At 64.9% G+C, this 16,974-nt stretch carries 19 protein-coding genes; 11 read left to right on the top strand and 8 right to left on the bottom strand.

The window, feature by feature from the left end; translation table 11 throughout:
- The first annotated feature begins 31 nt into the window (after window positions 1-31).
- Window positions 32-1,477, top strand: a complete 1,446-nt coding sequence (locus tag IOC82_RS14060; RefSeq protein ID WP_290546828.1) for an aspartate ammonia-lyase — start codon at window positions 32-34, stop codon at window positions 1,475-1,477.
- Here IOC82_RS14060 and dhaK read toward each other — a convergent pair.
- Genes dhaK through dhaL form a run of 6 tightly spaced genes read right to left on the bottom strand, consistent with a single transcriptional unit; the run spans window position 1,474 to window position 5,735 of the window.
- Window positions 1,474-2,457 carry a dihydroxyacetone kinase subunit DhaK gene (dhaK, locus tag IOC82_RS14055; RefSeq protein WP_290546827.1) on the bottom strand — a complete coding sequence of 328 codons (984 nt, stop codon included), beginning with the start codon at window positions 2,455-2,457 and terminating at the stop codon, window positions 1,474-1,476. The two genes, IOC82_RS14060 and dhaK, sit on opposite strands and share 4 nt — an antisense overlap.
- The gene (locus IOC82_RS14050; protein WP_290546826.1) at window positions 2,454-2,888 is read right to left on the bottom strand and encodes a hypothetical protein; all 435 of its coding nucleotides are present in this window, start codon (window positions 2,886-2,888) and stop codon (window positions 2,454-2,456) included. The genes dhaK and IOC82_RS14050 overlap by 4 nt, the downstream gene beginning before the upstream one ends.
- Window position 2,889: 1 nt before the next feature.
- On the bottom strand, window positions 2,890-4,470 hold the full coding sequence (gene ptsP, locus IOC82_RS14045) for a phosphoenolpyruvate--protein phosphotransferase (RefSeq protein WP_290546825.1): 1,581 nt from the start codon (window positions 4,468-4,470) through the stop codon (window positions 2,890-2,892).
- The gene (locus IOC82_RS14040) at window positions 4,460-4,753 is read right to left on the bottom strand and encodes an HPr family phosphocarrier protein (RefSeq protein ID WP_290546824.1); all 294 of its coding nucleotides are present in this window, start codon (window positions 4,751-4,753) and stop codon (window positions 4,460-4,462) included. Before IOC82_RS14040 ends, ptsP begins: the two co-directional genes overlap by 11 nt.
- Complete coding sequence (gene dhaM / locus IOC82_RS14035) at window positions 4,750-5,136, bottom strand: dihydroxyacetone kinase phosphoryl donor subunit DhaM (protein ID WP_290546823.1); 387 nt, start codon at window positions 5,134-5,136, stop codon at window positions 4,750-4,752. Before dhaM ends, IOC82_RS14040 begins: the two co-directional genes overlap by 4 nt.
- Window positions 5,133-5,735 (bottom strand): dihydroxyacetone kinase subunit DhaL, encoded by a 603-nt coding sequence (dhaL, locus tag IOC82_RS14030; protein ID WP_290546822.1) that lies wholly within the window; start codon window positions 5,733-5,735, stop codon window positions 5,133-5,135. The genes dhaM and dhaL overlap by 4 nt, the downstream gene beginning before the upstream one ends.
- A gap of 165 nt (window positions 5,736-5,900) precedes the next feature.
- On the opposite strand from dhaL, the gene IOC82_RS14025 reads away from it, so the two are divergent.
- Window positions 5,901-6,479: a tetratricopeptide repeat protein gene (locus tag IOC82_RS14025; protein WP_290546821.1), complete on the top strand. Its 579-nt coding sequence runs from the start codon at window positions 5,901-5,903 to the stop codon at window positions 6,477-6,479.
- Window positions 6,480-6,506: 27 nt separating this feature from the next.
- Here IOC82_RS14025 and IOC82_RS14020 read toward each other — a convergent pair whose 3' ends face one another.
- Window positions 6,507-7,169 (bottom strand): TetR family transcriptional regulator, encoded by a 663-nt coding sequence (locus IOC82_RS14020; protein WP_290546820.1) that lies wholly within the window; start codon window positions 7,167-7,169, stop codon window positions 6,507-6,509.
- Window positions 7,170-7,316: 147 nt separating this feature from the next.
- On the opposite strand from IOC82_RS14020, the gene IOC82_RS14015 reads away from it, so the two are divergent.
- From IOC82_RS14015 to IOC82_RS13975, 9 genes are all read left to right on the top strand, one after another.
- On the top strand, window positions 7,317-8,456 hold the full coding sequence (locus tag IOC82_RS14015; RefSeq protein ID WP_290546819.1) for an aromatic ring-hydroxylating dioxygenase subunit alpha: 1,140 nt from the start codon (window positions 7,317-7,319) through the stop codon (window positions 8,454-8,456).
- The gene (locus tag IOC82_RS14010; protein WP_290546818.1) at window positions 8,453-9,670 is read left to right on the top strand and encodes an aromatic ring-hydroxylating dioxygenase subunit alpha; all 1,218 of its coding nucleotides are present in this window, start codon (window positions 8,453-8,455) and stop codon (window positions 9,668-9,670) included. Before IOC82_RS14015 ends, IOC82_RS14010 begins: the two co-directional genes overlap by 4 nt.
- A gap of 35 nt (window positions 9,671-9,705) precedes the next feature.
- Window positions 9,706-10,815: a polyamine ABC transporter substrate-binding protein gene (locus IOC82_RS14005; protein ID WP_290546817.1), complete on the top strand. Its 1,110-nt coding sequence runs from the start codon at window positions 9,706-9,708 to the stop codon at window positions 10,813-10,815.
- Window positions 10,816-10,819: 4 nt separating this feature from the next.
- Window positions 10,820-11,923, top strand: a complete 1,104-nt coding sequence (locus IOC82_RS14000) for an ABC transporter ATP-binding protein (protein WP_290546816.1) — start codon at window positions 10,820-10,822, stop codon at window positions 11,921-11,923.
- 1 nt (window position 11,924) lies between these two features.
- Window positions 11,925-12,842 carry an ABC transporter permease gene (locus IOC82_RS13995; RefSeq protein WP_290546815.1) on the top strand — a complete coding sequence of 306 codons (918 nt, stop codon included), beginning with the start codon at window positions 11,925-11,927 and terminating at the stop codon, window positions 12,840-12,842.
- Entirely contained in the window at window positions 12,839-13,678 is an 840-nt protein-coding gene (locus tag IOC82_RS13990) for an ABC transporter permease subunit (protein WP_290546814.1), read from the top strand. The genes IOC82_RS13995 and IOC82_RS13990 overlap by 4 nt, the downstream gene beginning before the upstream one ends.
- The gene (locus IOC82_RS13985; protein WP_290546813.1) at window positions 13,671-14,546 is read left to right on the top strand and encodes a dimethylsulfonioproprionate lyase family protein; all 876 of its coding nucleotides are present in this window, start codon (window positions 13,671-13,673) and stop codon (window positions 14,544-14,546) included. The genes IOC82_RS13990 and IOC82_RS13985 overlap by 8 nt, the downstream gene beginning before the upstream one ends.
- A 189-nt stretch (window positions 14,547-14,735) precedes the next feature.
- The gene (locus IOC82_RS13980) at window positions 14,736-15,632 is read left to right on the top strand and encodes an NAD(P)-dependent oxidoreductase (protein ID WP_290546812.1); all 897 of its coding nucleotides are present in this window, start codon (window positions 14,736-14,738) and stop codon (window positions 15,630-15,632) included.
- The gene (locus IOC82_RS13975) at window positions 15,629-16,399 is read left to right on the top strand and encodes a cephalosporin hydroxylase family protein (protein ID WP_290546811.1); all 771 of its coding nucleotides are present in this window, start codon (window positions 15,629-15,631) and stop codon (window positions 16,397-16,399) included. The genes IOC82_RS13980 and IOC82_RS13975 overlap by 4 nt, the downstream gene beginning before the upstream one ends.
- Window positions 16,400-16,418: 19 nt before the next feature.
- Here the strand turns inward: IOC82_RS13975 and IOC82_RS13970 are convergent, their stop codons facing one another.
- The gene (locus tag IOC82_RS13970) at window positions 16,419-16,973 is read right to left on the bottom strand and encodes a dTDP-4-dehydrorhamnose 3,5-epimerase family protein (protein ID WP_290546810.1); all 555 of its coding nucleotides are present in this window, start codon (window positions 16,971-16,973) and stop codon (window positions 16,419-16,421) included.
- Between the last annotated feature and the right edge of the window lies 1 nt (window position 16,974).

Here is a 16,974-nt window from a genome sequence, read left to right as displayed (position 1 = left end):
CTCCGTTCCATCCTATGTTTGAGTAATGAAGATGAAGAACGTTCCGGCAACGGTCAACGGCGAAATGGGAGCTTTGATGATGACGCGGCGCATGCGCACCGAACGCGATTCGATCGGCGAGATGGAGATTCCGGCGGAGGCCGACTACGGCATCCACACCGCCCGGGCGGTGGAGAACTTCCCCATCACCGGCATCACGCTCTCGCATTTCCCCGAGCTCATCGAATCGCTGGCCATGGTCAAGAAGGCGGCGGCGCTGGCCAACCGCGACTTCGGGCGGCTGAAGCCGGAGATCGCCCAGGCCATCGTCTCCGCCTGCGACCTGGTGATCGCAGGAGACGAGCATCATGACTTCGTGGTCGACATGCTGCAAGGAGGGGCCGGCACCTCCACCAACATGAACGCCAACGAGGTGATCGCCAACCTGGCGCTGAAGCTGCTCGGCAAGCCGCGCGGCGAATACTCGATCGTCAATCCCAACGACCACGTGAACCTGTCGCAGTCGACCAATGACGTCTACCCCACCGCGGTGCGCCTCACCGTGCTGCGGGCCTGCCCGGCGCTGATCGAGGAACAGAAGCTGCTGGTCGATGCCTTCATGGCCAAGGCGAAGGAATTCGACGATGTCATCAAGGTCGGCCGCACGCAGCTGATGGATGCCGTGCCGATGCGGCTGGGCTCCGAGTTCCGCGCCTTCGCGGTGACGGTTGCCGAGGACATCGAGCGGCTGAAGGAATTCGCAAGCCTGTTGCGCGAGGTGAACTTGGGCGGCACGGCGATCGGCACCGGCATCAACACGCCCGAGGGCTATTCCGAGCGCGTCATCCGCAACCTGGCGGAAATTTCCGGCGTGCCCATGGTGCCGGCGGCGGACTTGATCGAGGCGACCTCGGACCTCGGCGCCTTCGTCACCTTCTCGAGCGTGCTGAAGCGCATCGCGGTCAAGTTGTCGAAGATCTGCAACGACCTGCGCCTCCTCAACTCCGGCCCGCGCGCGGGGCTGGGCGAAATCCGCCTGCCGGCGGTGCAGGCGGGTTCCTCCATCATGCCCGGCAAAGTGAACCCGGTGATCCCGGAGGTCGTCAACCAGATCGCCTATCAGGTGATCGGCAATGATCTCACCGTGACGATGGCGGCGGAGGCGGGGCAGCTGCAGCTCAATGCGATGGAGCCCGTCATCGTGCTCAACATCATGCAGTCGATGCGCATGCTGCTCCGGGGCATGGCGGTGCTGCGCGAGAAATGCGTGGCCGGCATCGAGGCGGACCGCGAGCGCTGCCAGGAACTTCTGGAAGGCTCGCTGGTCACCGTGACGGCACTCAACCCCTATATCGGCTATGCCGCGGCGAGCCGGGTGGCGAAGGAAGCGCTGACATCACGCCGCTCGATCCGCGACGTGGTGCTTTCCGAAGGGCTGATGACCGAGGAGCAGCTGCAGCAGGCCTTCTCGACCGCAACGCTCCTCGGCCAGCGTTAAAGGCCCCAGCGCAGGGCGGGGGTGTGCACCGGCGCATCCCAGGCCGTGGCAATCCCGTCGTCGAGCAGTGTGACAGTGATCGAGCAGCCGGCCATGTCGAGCGAGGTGACATAGCTGCCGACCAGCGAGCGCACCGGGGTGATGCCGTGCTTGGCGAGCTGCGCCCTGGCGGAGTTATACATGAGGTAGAGCTCCATCGCCGGCGTGCCGCCGAAGCCGTTGACGAAGAGCAGAGCGTTGCCCTTTGACCCAAGGTCGCTGGCGATGGCGGCCACCATCTCCTCGGCAATCTCGTCAGCGGAGCGCAGCGCCACGCGGCGGCGGCCGGGTTCACCATGGATGCCCACGCCCATTTCCATTTCGGCGGGGCCGATGTCGAAAGTGGGTTTGCCGGCAGCGGGCACGGTGCAGCTGGTCAGCGCCACACCCATGGAGCGCGTCGCGCGGTTCACCTTGTCGCCCAGCTGCTTCAGTGTCTTGAGGTTCGCACCCTGTTCGGCGGCGGCACCCACCACCTTCTCGACCACCAGCGTGCCGGCAACGCCGCGGCGGCCGGTGGTGTAGAGCGAGTTTTCGACGGCCACGTCATCATCGGTGATGACGGTCTCGATGTCGCGGCCCGCCATTTCGCGCGCCATGTCGAAGTTCATGACGTCGCCCTCGTAATTCTTGACGATGAAGAGCACGCCCGCACCCGTATCGACGGCCTCGGCGGCGGCGATCATCTGATCGGGCGTGGGCGAGGTGAAGACCTGGCCGGGGCAGGCCGCATCGAGCATGCCGTGGCCGACGAAGCCCGCATGCAGCGGCTCATGGCCGGACCCGCCACCCGACAGGAGCGCCACCTTGCCCGGTTTCAGCACCTTGCGCCGCACGAACTTGTGCTCGTCACCCAGCGCAATGATGTCGCGATGCGCCGCCACGAAGCCATCGAGGCTCTCGGTCAGCACGTTCGATACGTCGTTGATGAGCTTCTTCATCGCCGTTTCCCTTTCTCCCGTTCGTCCTCGATCAGCCTTGCAATGTCCCGCACGAAGGCGCTGACCAGCCCGTGCAGTTTCTTGTTCTTCGTCTCGTCGCCGAGGTCCGGCAGCTCCACCGCTGGCGCCGCGCGCGAAGGCTTCTCCGCAAGCATCTTCTTCGGATGCGCGCGCGCATAGAGCCTGGTGAACTCCTGGCGTTCGGCAGCCGAGAAATGGCACACCTCGAAGACCTGCGCGAGATGGCTCGTGGGGATCGGTGTGGGATAGGCGGGATTGGTGATCTGGCTGACGAAGCTGCGGTTCTTGGCGAGGGCCGTCGCCAGCCGCTGGCGTGTGCCGGAGGGGCGGCGGTCGATGATCGCCGCCAGCAGGCGTTTGTAGGCGGCGACCGCATCCTGCGGTGTCTGGCTGGGCGCCGGATGGGCCATGTCAGAGCTCCGCGATCGCCGCCTTGAGGCGGGCAATGCGCGCGGGCGCCACGGACAGCGACGTGAGACCTGTCTCCAACAGTGCCGCGAGATGGCGGGGTTCGCTGGCCATGTCGCCGCACAGGCTGACCGGAATGCCGGCCTCGCGGCCGAAGAGCGCCACCCTGGCGATGAGGGCGGTGACGGCGGGATGCGATGGATCGTTCAGCGCCGCCACGCGCGCGTCGTCACGCGAGGAGGCGGTGACATATTGCGTGAGGTCGTTGGAGCCGATGGAGAAGAAGGCGGCGGCGCGGAACAGTTCGGGCATCACCGCAACGGCGGGCACCTCCACCATGATGCCGAGCGGCGGCCTGTGGCAGGCCATGCCCTCAGCCTTGAGTTCCGCGATACAGGCATCGAGCAGCGCGGCGCTGCGAGTGATCTCGTCCGGCACCGTCACCATGGGCAGCATGACCTTGAGATTGCCATGCTCGGCGGCGCGCGCCAGGGCGCGCAGCTGGGTGCGGAACACGCTCTCATGCGCCAGTGTGAGGCGCACGCCGCGCAGGCCCAGGAATGGATTGGACTCGCCCTCCGGCGTCAGCCCGCGCACCGGCTTGTCGCCGCCGATGTCGAGCGTGCGTATGGTGACGGGCCGGCCTTGCGCCCATTCCGCGAAGCGGCGGTAGGCACGGTACTGCGTCTCCTCGTCCGGCAGCGGCGCGCCGTCGCGGAACAGGAACTCGGAGCGCATGAGGCCGATGCCGTCGCAGGCGGCATGGTCGATGCGATCGAGCTCCTCGACGCCCGCGACATTGATCAGGAGATCGATGCGCTCGCCGTTGCGCCGCGCCGCCGGCCGGAAGCGGAACTGTTCCTCGCTGGCGCGCGCGCGCGCGTCGGAGTCCAGCGCGGCATCGAATTGCGCGCGCTGTGCGGCATCGGGATCGGACAGAACGGCGCCGCGTCCGCCATCGACGGCAAGGATCGTGATGTTGGATGGCAGCTCACCAAGACCGGTCACCATCGGAATGCCGCGGGCGCGGGCCAGCATGGCGACATGGCTCGTGGTGCTTCCCTGCAGGAGTGCGATGGCGCCCCCCGCGGACCAGTCGGTTTCGAGGAAGGCGGTGGGCGCGATGTCGTCTCCCACGAGAACCGCACCCGTCACTGTGCCTGCCGCGTGCTCGCCAGCGAGTTGCCGCAGCACGCGGTCCCGAATGTCGCGCAAGTCGGCGGCGCGGGCGCGGAAGTAATCATCGTCCGATGCTTCATAGCCTGCGATCTCGCCATCGAGCGCTGCGGCCCAGGCAACATGCGCCGCTGTTCCTTGATCGATGGCGGAAAGGGCGGGGGCGGCGAGCGCATCATCCTCCAGCATCGCCACCTGGAAGCCGAGAATGTCCTGCGCTTCGCCCTCGACGCGTTCCATCAGGGCCGCGAGGCTGGTGATGGCACGGGCGATGGCCAGCTCCAGCGCCTCGCGTTCCGAGGCTGCATCGCCGGTGCCTTGCCGCTCCTGTTGTGCGCTCCCAAGCCGCCGCACCGGGCCGATGAACAGCCCGTCCGAGGCTGCGATGCCCTGGTGGCTAATGCCCATCGCCCGCTTCGTCGAAGTCGCGGCGCACGAGTGAGGTCACCGCATCGACGGCGGCCTGCGCATCGGCGCCCGCGGCGCGCACGAAGAGGGTCGAGCCCTGCTTCGCCTTCATCGCCATGACCTTGACGATGCTCTTGGCATCGATCCACGGGCCGTGGGCCGCGCCCGCGATCTCGAGTGTGGACGCAAAGCCCTTGGCGAGTTTCGTCAGCTTCACCGAGGGGCGCGCATGGAGGCCCACATCATGGGTGATGACCACCGATCCTTCCGCCGTCTCGCTCATTGCGGGGACAGCTCCTCTGCGGTGCGCTTGACGTCAGCAAGCGAGCCGCCGCCCCAGGCTTCGGTCGCGGCCATGACAGCACCCTCGACGACGGGGGCATTGCAGATGACGATCTTCTTCTGCTTCTCCCCGGGCAGCATCTCGATGGCCATTTCGCTGTTGGTCTCCGCACCGCCCAGGTCGACGAGGATGGCAATGCCGTCCTCCGACCAGGCGGCATCGATGGCGGCGAGGATCTTCTCCACACTGGTGCCGAGGCCGCCATCGGGGTTGCCGCCGCAGAAGCCGAGCGGCACCTCGTTGCCCACCATCTGGCGCACCATGTCGGCGGCACCCTTGGCCACATCGGGCGAATGCGACACGATGACGATGCCCACCGTCATGACCTGCCCTCCAGCACATCGCAGACAGCCGTGATCATGATCTCGCTCGAGCGCGCGCCGGGGTCCATGTGGCCGATGGAGCGCTCGCCGAGGAAGGAGGCGCGGCCGCGGATCGCCTTCAGGGGCACGGTGGCCTTCGCACTTTCCGAGGCAAGTGCTCGCACGCTGTCGAAGCTGGCCGAGCCGGATTCGAGATGGCTGGCCACGGGGCCGAGAACATCGAGCATGGTCTTGTTGCCGAGTTCCGCCTTGCCGCGGGCCTTGAGCGCCGAGACGGAGGCCTGCAGGGCGCGGCCGATGTCGGCGAGTGTGGGGTTTTCGGGCAGTTCCTTGCCGAGCGTCATGAACAGCGTGCCATAGAGCGGGCCCGAGGCGCCGCCCACCTTCATCACCAGTGTCATGCCCACTGTCTTGAGCGCCTCGCCTGTGGGCTTGGCGAGGATGTTCGCTTTCTCCGCCTGCACCGCCTCGAAGCCGCGCTTCATGTTGAGGCCATGGTCGGCATCGCCGATGGCGGAGTCGAGTGCCGTCAGCTCATCGGCCGCTGCGATGATGCGGGCCGAGATCGTGTCGAGCAGGGGTTCGAGGGGAAGCGCCACGGCGGGTTCTCTGTTTAGCGATTATGTTTACTGAACACCAAATCGCTAAACAGAGCAAGCCGCCCGTCTCGCGCCTGCGAAGATGCGGCTTGGTTGACAACGGCCTCTCATTTTTTCCGCGAAATCGCGGTAGAGTGGCCAAGTCATGATTCTCCCGGATGCCGGATGAAAAAGCTCATCGCCGCGATTGCCCTGCTCCTGTGCGTCCAGCCCGCTGCGGCGGGGGAGCTGTGGCGGGGCGTCAACGCCTATCACGCCCGCAACTACGCGGTGGCGGTGGCGATCATCCAGCCGCTCGCCGAGCGCGGCGACCCCTATGCCGAATTCACGTTGGGCGCCATGTATGACAACGGCGCCGGCGTGCCGCGCAACCTGACCATGGCGCTGGCGCTCTATAAACGGGCGGGTGCGCAGGGCTTGGCCGACGGGCAGTACATGGCCGGCCGTTTCTATGGCGGCGGCCGCGGCGTGAAGCAGAATATTGCCAAGGCGCTGTTCTGGTTCGAGCTTGCGGCGGCCGGTGGCCACCCCCTGGCGCCGCTGCTGCGCGATCAGCACTTTAACCAGCTGAGCGTCAGCGTGCGCCAGAAGGTGATGGAAGATGCCACCGCCTGGCAGTCACGCCACCCGGCACAGCTGCGCTGCGGCGTGACCCGCTGCATCTACCCCAGCTGGACCAGGCGGCCGGGCTGGACGCCCTTCGACCAGCAATTCTTCTATCCGGGCCAGAACGACAATCAGTAGCTCCTGACGCCGGGCTGCGGCAAGGCCTCAGCCGGCGGCGGCGAACGGCCCTTCCGCCCCGAAATGGCGCGGGTAGAGCAGGCTTACCAGGGTCCACACCGTGCGCTTGGCCTCCGCCTGATCGTAAGGTTCGATCAGGGTCATCATTTCGAGCCAGGTGCCGTCGATGGCGAGCCGGATCAGCCGCGCGGCGCGTATGGGCGGCGCAGTATAGCCATGCGCAGCGTTCAGCGCGGTGCACACCGCTTCCATGGTGCGGGCGTAGAGCGCATCGTTCTCGCCGCATTTGGACATGTAGAGCGGCCGGCTCTGCGCCTCGCTCCAATAGGCGGACCAGGCATTCACCCGGCTGGGCTGGCACACCTGCGGGCTGAAGTCGGCCTCGACGAGGGCCATTAGCTGCTGCTCCGGAGCGGGGCCGGAAGACGCCAGCGCCGCGCGCCAGTTGGCCTGGTATTCATCCGAGAGATAGCCGAGCGTTTCGACGAGGAGCCTCTCCTTGCTCTCGAAGTAAAACAGCACAAGCCCGTGCGAAAGCCCGGCGCGGCGCGCCACCGCGGTGAGCGTAGTCCGCGACAGGCCACATTCTGATATCGTTTCCAGCGTCGCCTCAAGCAGTTGTATGCGCCGCTCTTCACGGCTCAGGGTTCGCGGGGTGCGGAGCAGCGGTGCGGACGCGGGACGGGTCACGGGAAGTCTCGGATCATTCTTCGTTCCTAAAGTATCGGCACAAACCGTCAAACTGGCAACAACTTGATTGACAATTCAGCCAGTGGAATGGCAGCGTGAAGGCCTTCGGCCCGACGAACGACATCTGCAGGAGCCGGGGAGTATGAGATGGGTCAGGAACGACACCCGCTTTCGCCGCGCCTCGCGCGTTGCCCGGACGGCCTGCCGCGCGCCGCCTATCTCGACCCTGGCTGGTTCGGCCGCGAGATGGCGAGCTTGTTCTCCCGCCACTGGGTGATGGTGGGGCGCGTCGCGGATTTCGCGCCCGGGCTCATGCGCCGCGTGTCCATCGGCACGGCCCCGGTGATTGTCGTCCGCGCTGCTGATGGCGCCCTTTCCGCCTTCCATAATTCCTGCCCGCACCGCGGCTCCGAACTGTGCCGTGGCGAAGAACGCGTGGTGGGAAAGCTTATCCGCTGTCCCTATCACGCCTTCTCCTTTTCGGCCTCGGACGGCGCTCTCGTGGCCACGGGCCATGCTGTTCCGGCTCCCGACTTCGATCGCGCGGCGCATGGCCTGAGGCGTGTTGCCTGCCGCGCCTGGAATGGCTTCCTGTTTCTCAATCTCGCGGCGGAACCCGGGGAGCTTCACGCCGGCGTGGGCCTCAACACGCTCGATAACTGGCCCATGGCGGAGCTCGTCACGGGCCATCGCTGGCAGACGGAGATCGCCTGCAACTGGAAAACCTTCTGGGAAAATTATTCCGAGTGCCTGCATTGCCCCGGCATCCACCCGGAACTCTGCGACATGGCGCCGGTCTATGGCAAAGGCATCATGGGCCCGTCCGAAGCGTTTGGCTGGACGCCGGAAGACCCGCCAAACTCCCGCCTGCGCCCTGGCGCAACAAGTTGGACCACGAGTGGCGCGCCCTGCGGGCCCATCTTCCCCGGTCTCTCCGAGGCGGAGCGGCTGGCGGGCTACACGTTCGTGACGCTGTGGCCTGCCGCCTATGTGGTGGCCCATGCAGACTATGTGCGCTCGGTGCGGATCGAGCCCGTGGCGCCGGAGCGCACGCGCCTCGTGGCCGAATGGCATTTCAGCCGGGAGACGCTGGCCCAGCCGGGCTTCGATGCCGCGGCTGTCGCCGCCTTCGCCACGCTGGTCATCGAGCAGGATGGCGCGGCTTCCGAAATGAACCAGCGCGGCATGCGCTCGCCCGCCTTCCGCGCGGCGCGGCTGATGCCCGAGGAATACGAGATCCACCGCTTCCACCAATGGGTGCGCAAGGCAATGGAGCCTGAACCATGACCGGACTTCCCTACGACACCATTGCCATTCCAAACGGCTGGGACCGCGGCGGCCTGCCCGCCTGGACCTATCATTCGCAGGCGCTCTTCGACCTCGAGCGCGACCAGCTGTTCCTCACCCACTGGCAGGTGGTGGGCCATGTCGGCAACATTCCGGCGGCGGGCGACTGGCTCTCCTTCGACATGCTGGGCGAGCGCGCCGTCATCATGCGCGGGCAGGACGGCGTGGTGCGCGCCTTCCACAATCTCTGCCGCCACCGCGGCGCCCGCGTCGTCGATGGCAGCAAGGGCCATTGCAAGGGCGCCATCGTCTGCCCGTTCCATGGCTGGGTCTATAATCTCGATGGATCCTTGCGCGGCGCGGCGCGGCCTTCGAGCTTCGGCGAGTTGAAGCGCGAGGATTTCGGACTGAAGCCGATCGAGATGGAGATGTTCCAAGGCTTCATCTTCATCCGCTTCAAGCCGGGCCCGCAGCCATCGGTTTCCGAACTGCTCGCTCCCTACGAAACCGACTTCGCTGCCTACGGCCTCGAGAAGCTGCTGCCGGCGCGCAACCTCGACTGGACGGCGGAACTTCCGGTGAACTGGAAGTCGGTGCGTGACGTCGATAACGAGGGCTATCACGTGGCGCTCGCCCATCCGGGCCTGCAGGAACTCTATGGCCGCACCTATCGCGACCTGCACCTGAAGGATGGGCTGTCGGTGTCGATCGGCTGGTTCGACGAGGGTGCGGCGCGCGGCTGGTCGGTGAAGAATTACGCGCGCATCTCGCCGCCGCGCCCCGATCTTCCGCTGCATCTGCAGAAGGCCTGGACCTATTACGGGCTGTTCCCCAATGCGGTCTTCGCGGTGACGCCGGAAGGAGCGCAGTTCTATCAGGAGATCCCGCTGGGCCCCGGGCGTACGCGGCTTTCCGGCCGCATGTACCGCTGGCCCAATGAAAGCCGCGCCACGCGGCTGGCGCGCTACCTCGCCTTCCGCATCGACCGCTTCACCTCGGCGGAAGACCAGCAGCTTTCGATCTGGTCGAACGAGTCGATGAAGTCGGAGGCCTTCGAGGGCTTCCACCTCTCCGATCTCGAATATGGGCTGCGCCGCCACCACGACGGCTTGCGCAAGCTGATGCCCGTCATGACGCTGCCCGCTGAACCTTCGGACAGACCTTTGCCGCGTGCGAATGAAGAATTGATTTGCCAGTCCACGGCCTCGTTCTAGGCTGGCGGAAGAGATAACCATCACGGGAGGAATTGATGCCGCTGACCCGCCGTAACGTCATGGCCGCCATGGCCGCCGCCGCCGGAATTGGCATGCCCTGGGTGCGCCGCGCAAGCGCCGATCAAGGCGTGGTGAATGTCTATAACTGGGCTGATTATATCGGCGAAAGCACCATCGCCGACTTCACCAAGGAAACCGGCATCCAGGTCGTCTACGACATGTATGCAAGCTCGGAGGAGATGGAGGCCAAGATGCTGGCCGGGTCTTCCGGTTACGACGTGGTGCTGCAGGCGGGTCTCAAGCTGCCGCAGATGGTGAAGGCCAAGGTCTACCAGAAGCTCGACAAATCCAAGCTGCCGAACTGGAAGAACCTCGATCCCGAGATCCTGCAGATTCTCCAGGGCTTCGACCCCGGCAACGGCTATGGCGTGCCTTATACTTGGGGCACGGTGGGCTTTACCTACAACATGGACATGGTGAAGAAGCTGCTGCCGGACGCCGATTTCAACAGCCTCGATACGATCATGAATCCCGACAATGCCCAGAAGCTTGCGAGCTGCGGCCTCTCGATTCTCGACAGTCCCACCGACATCGGGCCGGTTGTCATGAAGTGGCTGGGCATAGACCCGAACAAGGCCGGGCCCGATGACTACAAGAAACTGGCCAAGGCCTTCGCCAAGATCAGGCCCTACATCGCCACCTTCGACAATACCAACTTTCTCACCACGCTGCCCAATGGCGAGGTCTGCGCCGTCAACACCTGGTCGGGCGACTATGGCGTGGCCAAGAAGCGCGCGGCGGATGCGGGCATCGAGCTCGATCTCGAATATTTCGTGCCGAAGTCGGGTGCGCCGGCCTGGTTCGACGTGTGGGCCATTCCCTCGGATGCGAAGAACGCCGACAATGCCTATGTCTTTCTCAACTACATGCTGCGGCCTGAGGTCGTCGCCGCCGCAACCAACTTCATCGGCTATGCCAATGCCAACAAGGCGGCAACGCCCCTGGTCGACAAGTCGATCACCAGCGACCCCGCGATCTACCCCAATGCCGAAACCAAGGCCCGGCTCTTTACCCTGAACCCCATGACGCCCGAGCAGGAAGAGACGCTGACCCGCACCTGGACCGAGATCAAGACGGGCGGCTGACATTATGGCGGCGGCGGGGGAGCCCTTCCTCAGGATCGAGAACATCTCGAAGTTCTTCGGTCCCTTCCAGGCGGTGCGTAACGTCACGCTCAGCATCAACAAGGGCGAGATCTTCTCGCTGCTCGGCGGCTCGGGCTGCGGCAAGACCACGCTGCTCCGCATGCTGGCGGGCTTCGAGGAGCCGTCCTCCGGCAAGATCTTCCTTGACGGACGGGACATGACGGGGGTGGCCCCGTGGGACCGCCCGGTCCACATGATGTTCCAGTCCTATGCCCTGTTCCCGCATATGAGTGTCGAGAAGAATGTCGGCTACGGCCTGAAGCACGAGAACATGGCGGCCGGGCAGAAAGCGGCGCGGGTGCGCGAGATGCTGGAGCTCGTGCAGCTCTTGCCCTATGCGACGCGCAAGCCGCACCAGATCTCGGGCGGCCAGCGCCAGCGCGTGGCGCTCGCAAGGGCACTCGCCCGCCAGCCCAAGCTGCTGCTCCTCGACGAGCCGCTGGCGGCGCTGGACAAGAAACTGCGCGAGCGCACCCAGTTCGAGCTGATGTCGATACAGCAGCGCACCGGCGTCACCTTCATCGTCGTCACCCATGACCAGGAAGAGGCGATGACGCTGTCCGACCGCATCGCGGTGATGGACCGGGGCGAGGTGAGGCAGGTGGGCAGCCCTGGCGAGGTCTATGAATTCCCCAACAGCAAATTCGTGGCCGGCTTCATCGGCTCCATCACCTCCTTCCCGGCCACCATTGTCGAGCGGCAAGCGGAGCAGTTGCGGCTGTCGGTGCCGGCGCTGGGCGGCGAGGTGATGGCGCGCGACGTTCCGGGCCTTGCTGAGGGGCAGGAGGCAACCCTCGCCATCCGCCCGGAGAAGCTGCTCATTTCGAAGGAACGTCCCGAGGGCGCCAATGCCTTCCAGGGCACGGTGAAGGACCTTGCCTATTTCGGCAAGGACAGCCTCTATCGCGTGGTGCTGCCGTCGGGCGCGCTGGTGCAGGCCCACGCGGTCAATGCCCGGCGCGGCGGCGAGGGCTCGCGCGCCGCCGGCTGGGATGACCGGGTGTGGATCTCCTTCGCGCCATCCTCCGCCATCGTGCTGGCGGGGTGAGATGATGGATCGCAAGGGCCTGCAGCGCTGGTTCGACCGCAAAGGCTGGTCCAACCTGCTGATCGGCGTGCCCTATGTCTGGCTGCTGTTCTTCTTCCTCCTGCCCTTCCTCATCGTCATCGCGATGAGTGTCGCCACCAAGACGGCGACAGCGCCGCCCATCTCGTTCGGCGGCGATTATCCGCTGGTCAATCTCCAGGGCTATGCGCGCGCGGTTACGGACACACTCTATTTCCGCGCCTTCATCACCTCGCTGGTGAGTGCCGGCATCGCGACGGCCCTGTGCCTGCTCATCGGCTATCCCATGGCGCTGGGCCTCACCCGCGTGTCGAAGAGCTGGCGCAACATCCTGCTCATGCTGGTGATCCTGCCCTTCTGGACCTCCTTCCTGCTGCGCGTCTATGCCTGGATGGGGCTGATGGGCCGCTCGAGCTGGTTCAACGTGGGGCTCACCAAGATCTGGAACGCCATCGTGCCGCAAGGCTGGGCCGTCGACTTCATGCCGATGATGCACTCGAACTTCGCCGTCGTGCTGGTGATGGTTTATACCTACCTGCCCTTCATGATCCTGCCGCTCTATGCCAGCCTCGAGCGCCTCGACCCGGCGCTTGACGAGGCGGCCCTCGATCTCGGTTCCAGGCCCTGGCAGGTGTTCCTCGATGTGACGCTGCCGCAGAGCATTCCCGGCATCGTGGCGGGCGGCATGCTGGTCTTCATCCCGGCCGCCGGCGAACTCGTGATCCCGACACTGGTGGGCGACGCCGCAAGCCCGATGATCGGGCGGGTGATCTCCGACCAGTTCTCCGCGGCGCGCGACTGGCCCATGGCGTCGGCCATTGCCGTGGTGCTGCTGGTGCTCATGGTGGGGCCTGCCGTGATCTATGGCCATTTCCAGGCCAAGGCGGAGGGTTCAAAGTGAAGCGCCGTCACAGTTTCCTGGTCTCGATGCTGGCCTTCGGCTTCGCTTTTTTCTACATCCCCATCCTGTCGATGATCGTCTACTCCTTCAACGCCTCGCGGCTCGCCAGCGTATGGGGCGGATTCTCGACCAAGTGGTATTTCGCTCTGTTTTCCAACAAGCAGGTGCTCGATGCGCTGGTTCTGTCGCTGGAGATCGCGCTGGTCTCCGCCACCATCGCCACCATCCTCGGCGCCATGGCGGGGATCGCACTTGCGCGATTCCCGAGTTTCCGCGGCCGGCTGCTGTTCTCCGGCCTCGTCACCGCGCCCCTGATCATGCCGGAGGTGATCACCGGCATCTCGTCGCTGATGTTCTTCATCCTGATGGCGGATTGGATCGGCTGGCCGGGCGAGCGCGGCTTCACCACGGTGACGCTCGCCCACATCACCTTCTCCATGGTTTTCGTCACCACCATCGTGCAGGCCCGCATGCTGCAGTCGGACCGGTCGATCGAGGAAGCGGCGATGGACCTGGGATCGCGGCCCTGGCAGGTGATGCGCGACGTGACCATTCCGGTGATCTCGCCCGCCATCATGTCCGGCTGGCTGCTGGCCTTCACCATCTCGCTCGACGATGTGGTCATCACCTCCTTCACCACGGGGCCTGGCAGCACCACGCTGCCGCTGCTCATCTGGTCCAAGGTGAAGCTTGGCGTAACGCCCGACATCAATGCCCTGGCAACCCTGATGGTGAGCGTCGTGGCGATCGGCGTGGCGGTTGCCGGCATTGCCATGAACCGCGCCGGGCGCCGCCGCCAGTTGGACGAGCAAATGGCATTCCGCGCCAATGGATGAAACGCTGCAGCTGCTGCACACGCCTCTTGGCATCCCGGGTTCGGGCCGCGTGCGCTATGGCGCGGCGATGGAACTGTTCCGCCAGGGCGTGCTGAGCGAGGCGCAGCTCGATCTCTATCGCGAGGCCTCGCCCTTCGACGCGCGCGACCCCGCCACACTGCTGCAGGAACGCGGGCTGCCACCGGTGCTGCCTCTGCCCGGTTCGGCGGCCAGCGTCCTGCGGCGGCTGCTTGCGGCCGCGGGCGACTACCTCGCGGATCTCACCCACCCCGGCCATGAGGACGTGCGCCGCGGTCTGGCGCGCTGCGGGCCTGAGGCGGGCCACAGTCCGGCAAAGCAGCACCCGGTCGTCGAGCGCTGGCTGGAGACGGCCCTTCGCCACGCAGCAGAACATGCCCCGCATCTCGCGGACGCGATTGCGGCGGCCGCACCCCATCTCGCCTGGATCAGCTATGACCGTTACCCTCGCCACGAGATCGGCGAGAGCTTCGCCGAAGGCCATGCCTTTGCGGCGATCGCCGGCGGTGATGCGCCCTTCCCAGCGGCGGATTTCGAACTGGGCCTGTTCCTCATCGCGCCGCATGTGCTCTACCGCGATCATTGCCACCGCGCGCCGGAACTCTACGCGCCACTCACGGGGCCCCACGGCTGGCGTTTCGCGCCGGAACGCCCGCTCATCGTCAAGCCCGCAGGCGAGCCGGTGTGGAACCCATCCCTGCAGCCGCATCTGACGAAGGTGGGGGCCGTGCCTTTCCTCTGCCTGTTCGTATGGACACGGGACGTGGCCGAGGCAGCCAGGGTCATGCCTGCCGGTGACTGGGCCGAAATCGAGGCCGCAGAACTGGCCGCTGCCCAGCGGGCAAGCTAGCACCGCATCAATGCTGTTTCATGGCGCCGGCTTCCGGCCCTTCATCCCGTTCACGTGGAGGTCTGGCTGCGCTTTACCTGCCGCAGTGATTCTGGCAGCTTGCGCGTTCGTCAGTCACGAAGACCCAGTAACCTGGCAACATGACGGTTGATCTTCAGTGTACGGCGGTTGGGCCAAGGAGGCAGAAAAATGCACATCGCGGTGACGGGTGCTACGGGCTTTCTGGGTAGGCACGTCGTTCCTGCCTTGCTGTCAAGGGGTGCGCGCGTTACCGCCATGATGCGAACCGCAAGCAACCCCAAGCCATGGCTGGAGGGATGCTCCATGGCTCACCTCGACATGGCGGAACCGCGGAGCGATGCCTTTGATCTGCTGGGGCGGCCAGACTGTGTCTTGCACATGGCGTGGCACGGACTGCCCAACTACAATTCCGCACACCATTTTGAGGTTGAACTTCCGCGGCAATATCTCTTTCTGAAATACCTCTTGATGGGCGGCCTCGGGCGGCTTTTGGTGACGGGCACCTGTTTCGAATACGGCATGCAGCCGGGAGCGCTGGCGGAGACGGACCCCACCCGCCCCTCCAATCCATATGGGTTTGCCAAGGATGCACTTCGTCGCGAGATAGAATTCCTGAAGCGGAACCTTTCCTTTTCCTTGGTGTGGGCCCGGCTCTTCTATACATTTGGCGATGGTCAGCCGGAGACGTCCCTGTTCGGGCAGTTCCTGCGCGCGGCATCCCGCGGCGAGGCTCTGTTCAACATGTCGCCCGGCGACCAGTTGCGCGACTATCTTCCAGCACCCGTCATGGGCGACATGATTGCCCGGCTTGCCCTGGGACATGGCGATCCTGGACCCGTCAATGTTTGTTCAGGCAAGCCCGTTTCGGTCCGCAGTCTGGTTGAAGGCTGGATCCGGGAACGTGGTGTGCGCATGGAGCTCAACCTTGGGCATTTTTCCTATTCCGACCTTGAGCCCCTTGCCTTCTGGGGTGACGCCACCAAGATCAGGCGCTTGCTTTCCATGCCTGACGGTGCGGGCAGGAATCTCACCACGATTCGTTCAACTGAAGGAAATCTGCCTTGACACAGCATGAAAAAGAGGTCGCTGAGCGGGTCACCCGGTGGTGGGCGGACGACACGCTCGTTGCCGAGGCTGGCGCTTTCCTGCGCGCCAGTTCCGCTGCGCTTTACCCCTACAATTTTTTCTGGTTGGGCCGCCCGATCATCCAGTATCCGCAGGATATCGTCGCAACACAGGAGCTGATCTGGCAGGTGAAGCCTGACCTCATCATCGAAACTGGCATTGCGCATGGGGGTTCGCTCATCCTCAGTGCATCGATCCTTGCACTGATTGAGTATGCCGAAGCCGTCGAGAGCGGAAAACCACTTGACCCGAGTAAGCCACGGCGGCGCGTGCTTGGAGTCGACATAGACATACGATCCCACAATCGCGCGGCCGTCGAGGCTCATCCGCTGCGCCACCGCATCGACATGATCCAGGGGTCTTCGGCCGACCGGAAGGTGATCGAAAGCGTCAGGGCCCGGGCAAGTTCATTCAATCGGGTCATGGTGCTCCTCGATTCCAACCACACGCATGAACATGTGCTGGCAGAACTCGAGGCATATGCCCCACTCACCAGCGTTGGGAGTTACTGTGTCGTGTACGACACATTGATCGAAGACATGCCGGAAGGGCATTACCCGGACCGCCCCTGGGGCAAGGGCAACAATCCCAAGACGGCGGTGCGGGAATATCTGAAGCATCATGATGAGTTCGAAATCGACAAGCTGATGGATACCAAGCTTCTCATCACGGTGGCATCGGACGGCTTCCTGAAGAGAACAAGATGACCGGCCGGCCGGCGGCGGATCAATCCGCGGTCTCCGGCCCGTCTTGGCCGGCGTAGTCAGGGTAATGGGCATCGCGTTCGGAGATGACCGCCGGGTGCGCAGGCCAGTCGATCGCGAAGGTGGGATCGTTCCAGCGAACACCCTTGCCGAAGCCAGGCTCGAAGATGCGTCCCATGTGGTAGAGCACGTCGGAATCGGGTTCCAGCGTGATGTAGCCATGCGCGAAGCCTTCGGGAATGAAAATCCCGGCCGATGAAGTTGCATCAAGCCGGATGCCGAACCAGCGGCAATATGTGGCGCTGGTTGGCCGCAGATCCAGCGCCACGTCATAGATGGCGCCGCGCGTCACATGCACAAGCTTTGCTTCCGCCCTGGGCGGATCCTGATAATGCATGCCCCGCAATGTGTGCCGCGCCGGGTTGCGTGACAGATTGACCTGCATGGGCGTGAAGCCAAGCCCGGCGGCTGCGAAGGTCTCGCCACAATAGAATCTCGTAAAGGCGCCGCGCTCATCCTTTGCGGTGTCAGCCGTCACGACAGCGAGGCCGGGGATGGACACGGCGGATATCCTCATG

The organism is Aestuariivirga sp. (assembly GCF_020252395.1).
GTDB lineage: Bacteria > Pseudomonadota > Alphaproteobacteria > Rhizobiales > Aestuariivirgaceae > Aestuariivirga.
Note: the sequence above shows the minus strand (reverse complement) of the source record. Positions and strands in the feature narration are given on the sequence as shown.

What these genes read in the sequence shown, in the direction of transcription:
- IOC82_RS14060 (WP_290546828.1), top strand. Translation starts at nt 32, where the DNA reads ATGAAGAACGTTCCGGCAACGGTCAACGGCGAAATGGGAGCTTTGATG.
- dhaK (WP_290546827.1), bottom strand. Translation starts at nt 2,457, where the DNA reads ATGAAGAAGCTCATCAACGACGTATCGAACGTGCTGACCGAGAGCCTC.
- IOC82_RS14050 (WP_290546826.1), bottom strand. Translation starts at nt 2,888, where the DNA reads ATGGCCCATCCGGCGCCCAGCCAGACACCGCAGGATGCGGTCGCCGCC.
- ptsP (WP_290546825.1), bottom strand. Translation starts at nt 4,470, where the DNA reads ATGGGCATTAGCCACCAGGGCATCGCAGCCTCGGACGGGCTGTTCATC.
- IOC82_RS14040 (WP_290546824.1), bottom strand. Translation starts at nt 4,753, where the DNA reads ATGAGCGAGACGGCGGAAGGATCGGTGGTCATCACCCATGATGTGGGC.
- dhaM (WP_290546823.1), bottom strand. Translation starts at nt 5,136, where the DNA reads ATGACGGTGGGCATCGTCATCGTGTCGCATTCGCCCGATGTGGCCAAG.
- IOC82_RS14025 (WP_290546821.1), top strand. Translation starts at nt 5,901, where the DNA reads ATGAAAAAGCTCATCGCCGCGATTGCCCTGCTCCTGTGCGTCCAGCCC.
- IOC82_RS14015 (WP_290546819.1), top strand. Translation starts at nt 7,317, where the DNA reads ATGGGTCAGGAACGACACCCGCTTTCGCCGCGCCTCGCGCGTTGCCCG.
- IOC82_RS14010 (WP_290546818.1), top strand. Translation starts at nt 8,453, where the DNA reads ATGACCGGACTTCCCTACGACACCATTGCCATTCCAAACGGCTGGGAC.
- IOC82_RS14005 (WP_290546817.1), top strand. Translation starts at nt 9,706, where the DNA reads ATGCCGCTGACCCGCCGTAACGTCATGGCCGCCATGGCCGCCGCCGCC.
- IOC82_RS14000 (WP_290546816.1), top strand. Translation starts at nt 10,820, where the DNA reads ATGGCGGCGGCGGGGGAGCCCTTCCTCAGGATCGAGAACATCTCGAAG.
- IOC82_RS13995 (WP_290546815.1), top strand. Translation starts at nt 11,925, where the DNA reads ATGATGGATCGCAAGGGCCTGCAGCGCTGGTTCGACCGCAAAGGCTGG.
- IOC82_RS13985 (WP_290546813.1), top strand. Translation starts at nt 13,671, where the DNA reads ATGGATGAAACGCTGCAGCTGCTGCACACGCCTCTTGGCATCCCGGGT.
- IOC82_RS13980 (WP_290546812.1), top strand. Translation starts at nt 14,736, where the DNA reads ATGCACATCGCGGTGACGGGTGCTACGGGCTTTCTGGGTAGGCACGTC.
- IOC82_RS13970 (WP_290546810.1), bottom strand. Translation starts at nt 16,973, where the DNA reads ATGAGGATATCCGCCGTGTCCATCCCCGGCCTCGCTGTCGTGACGGCT.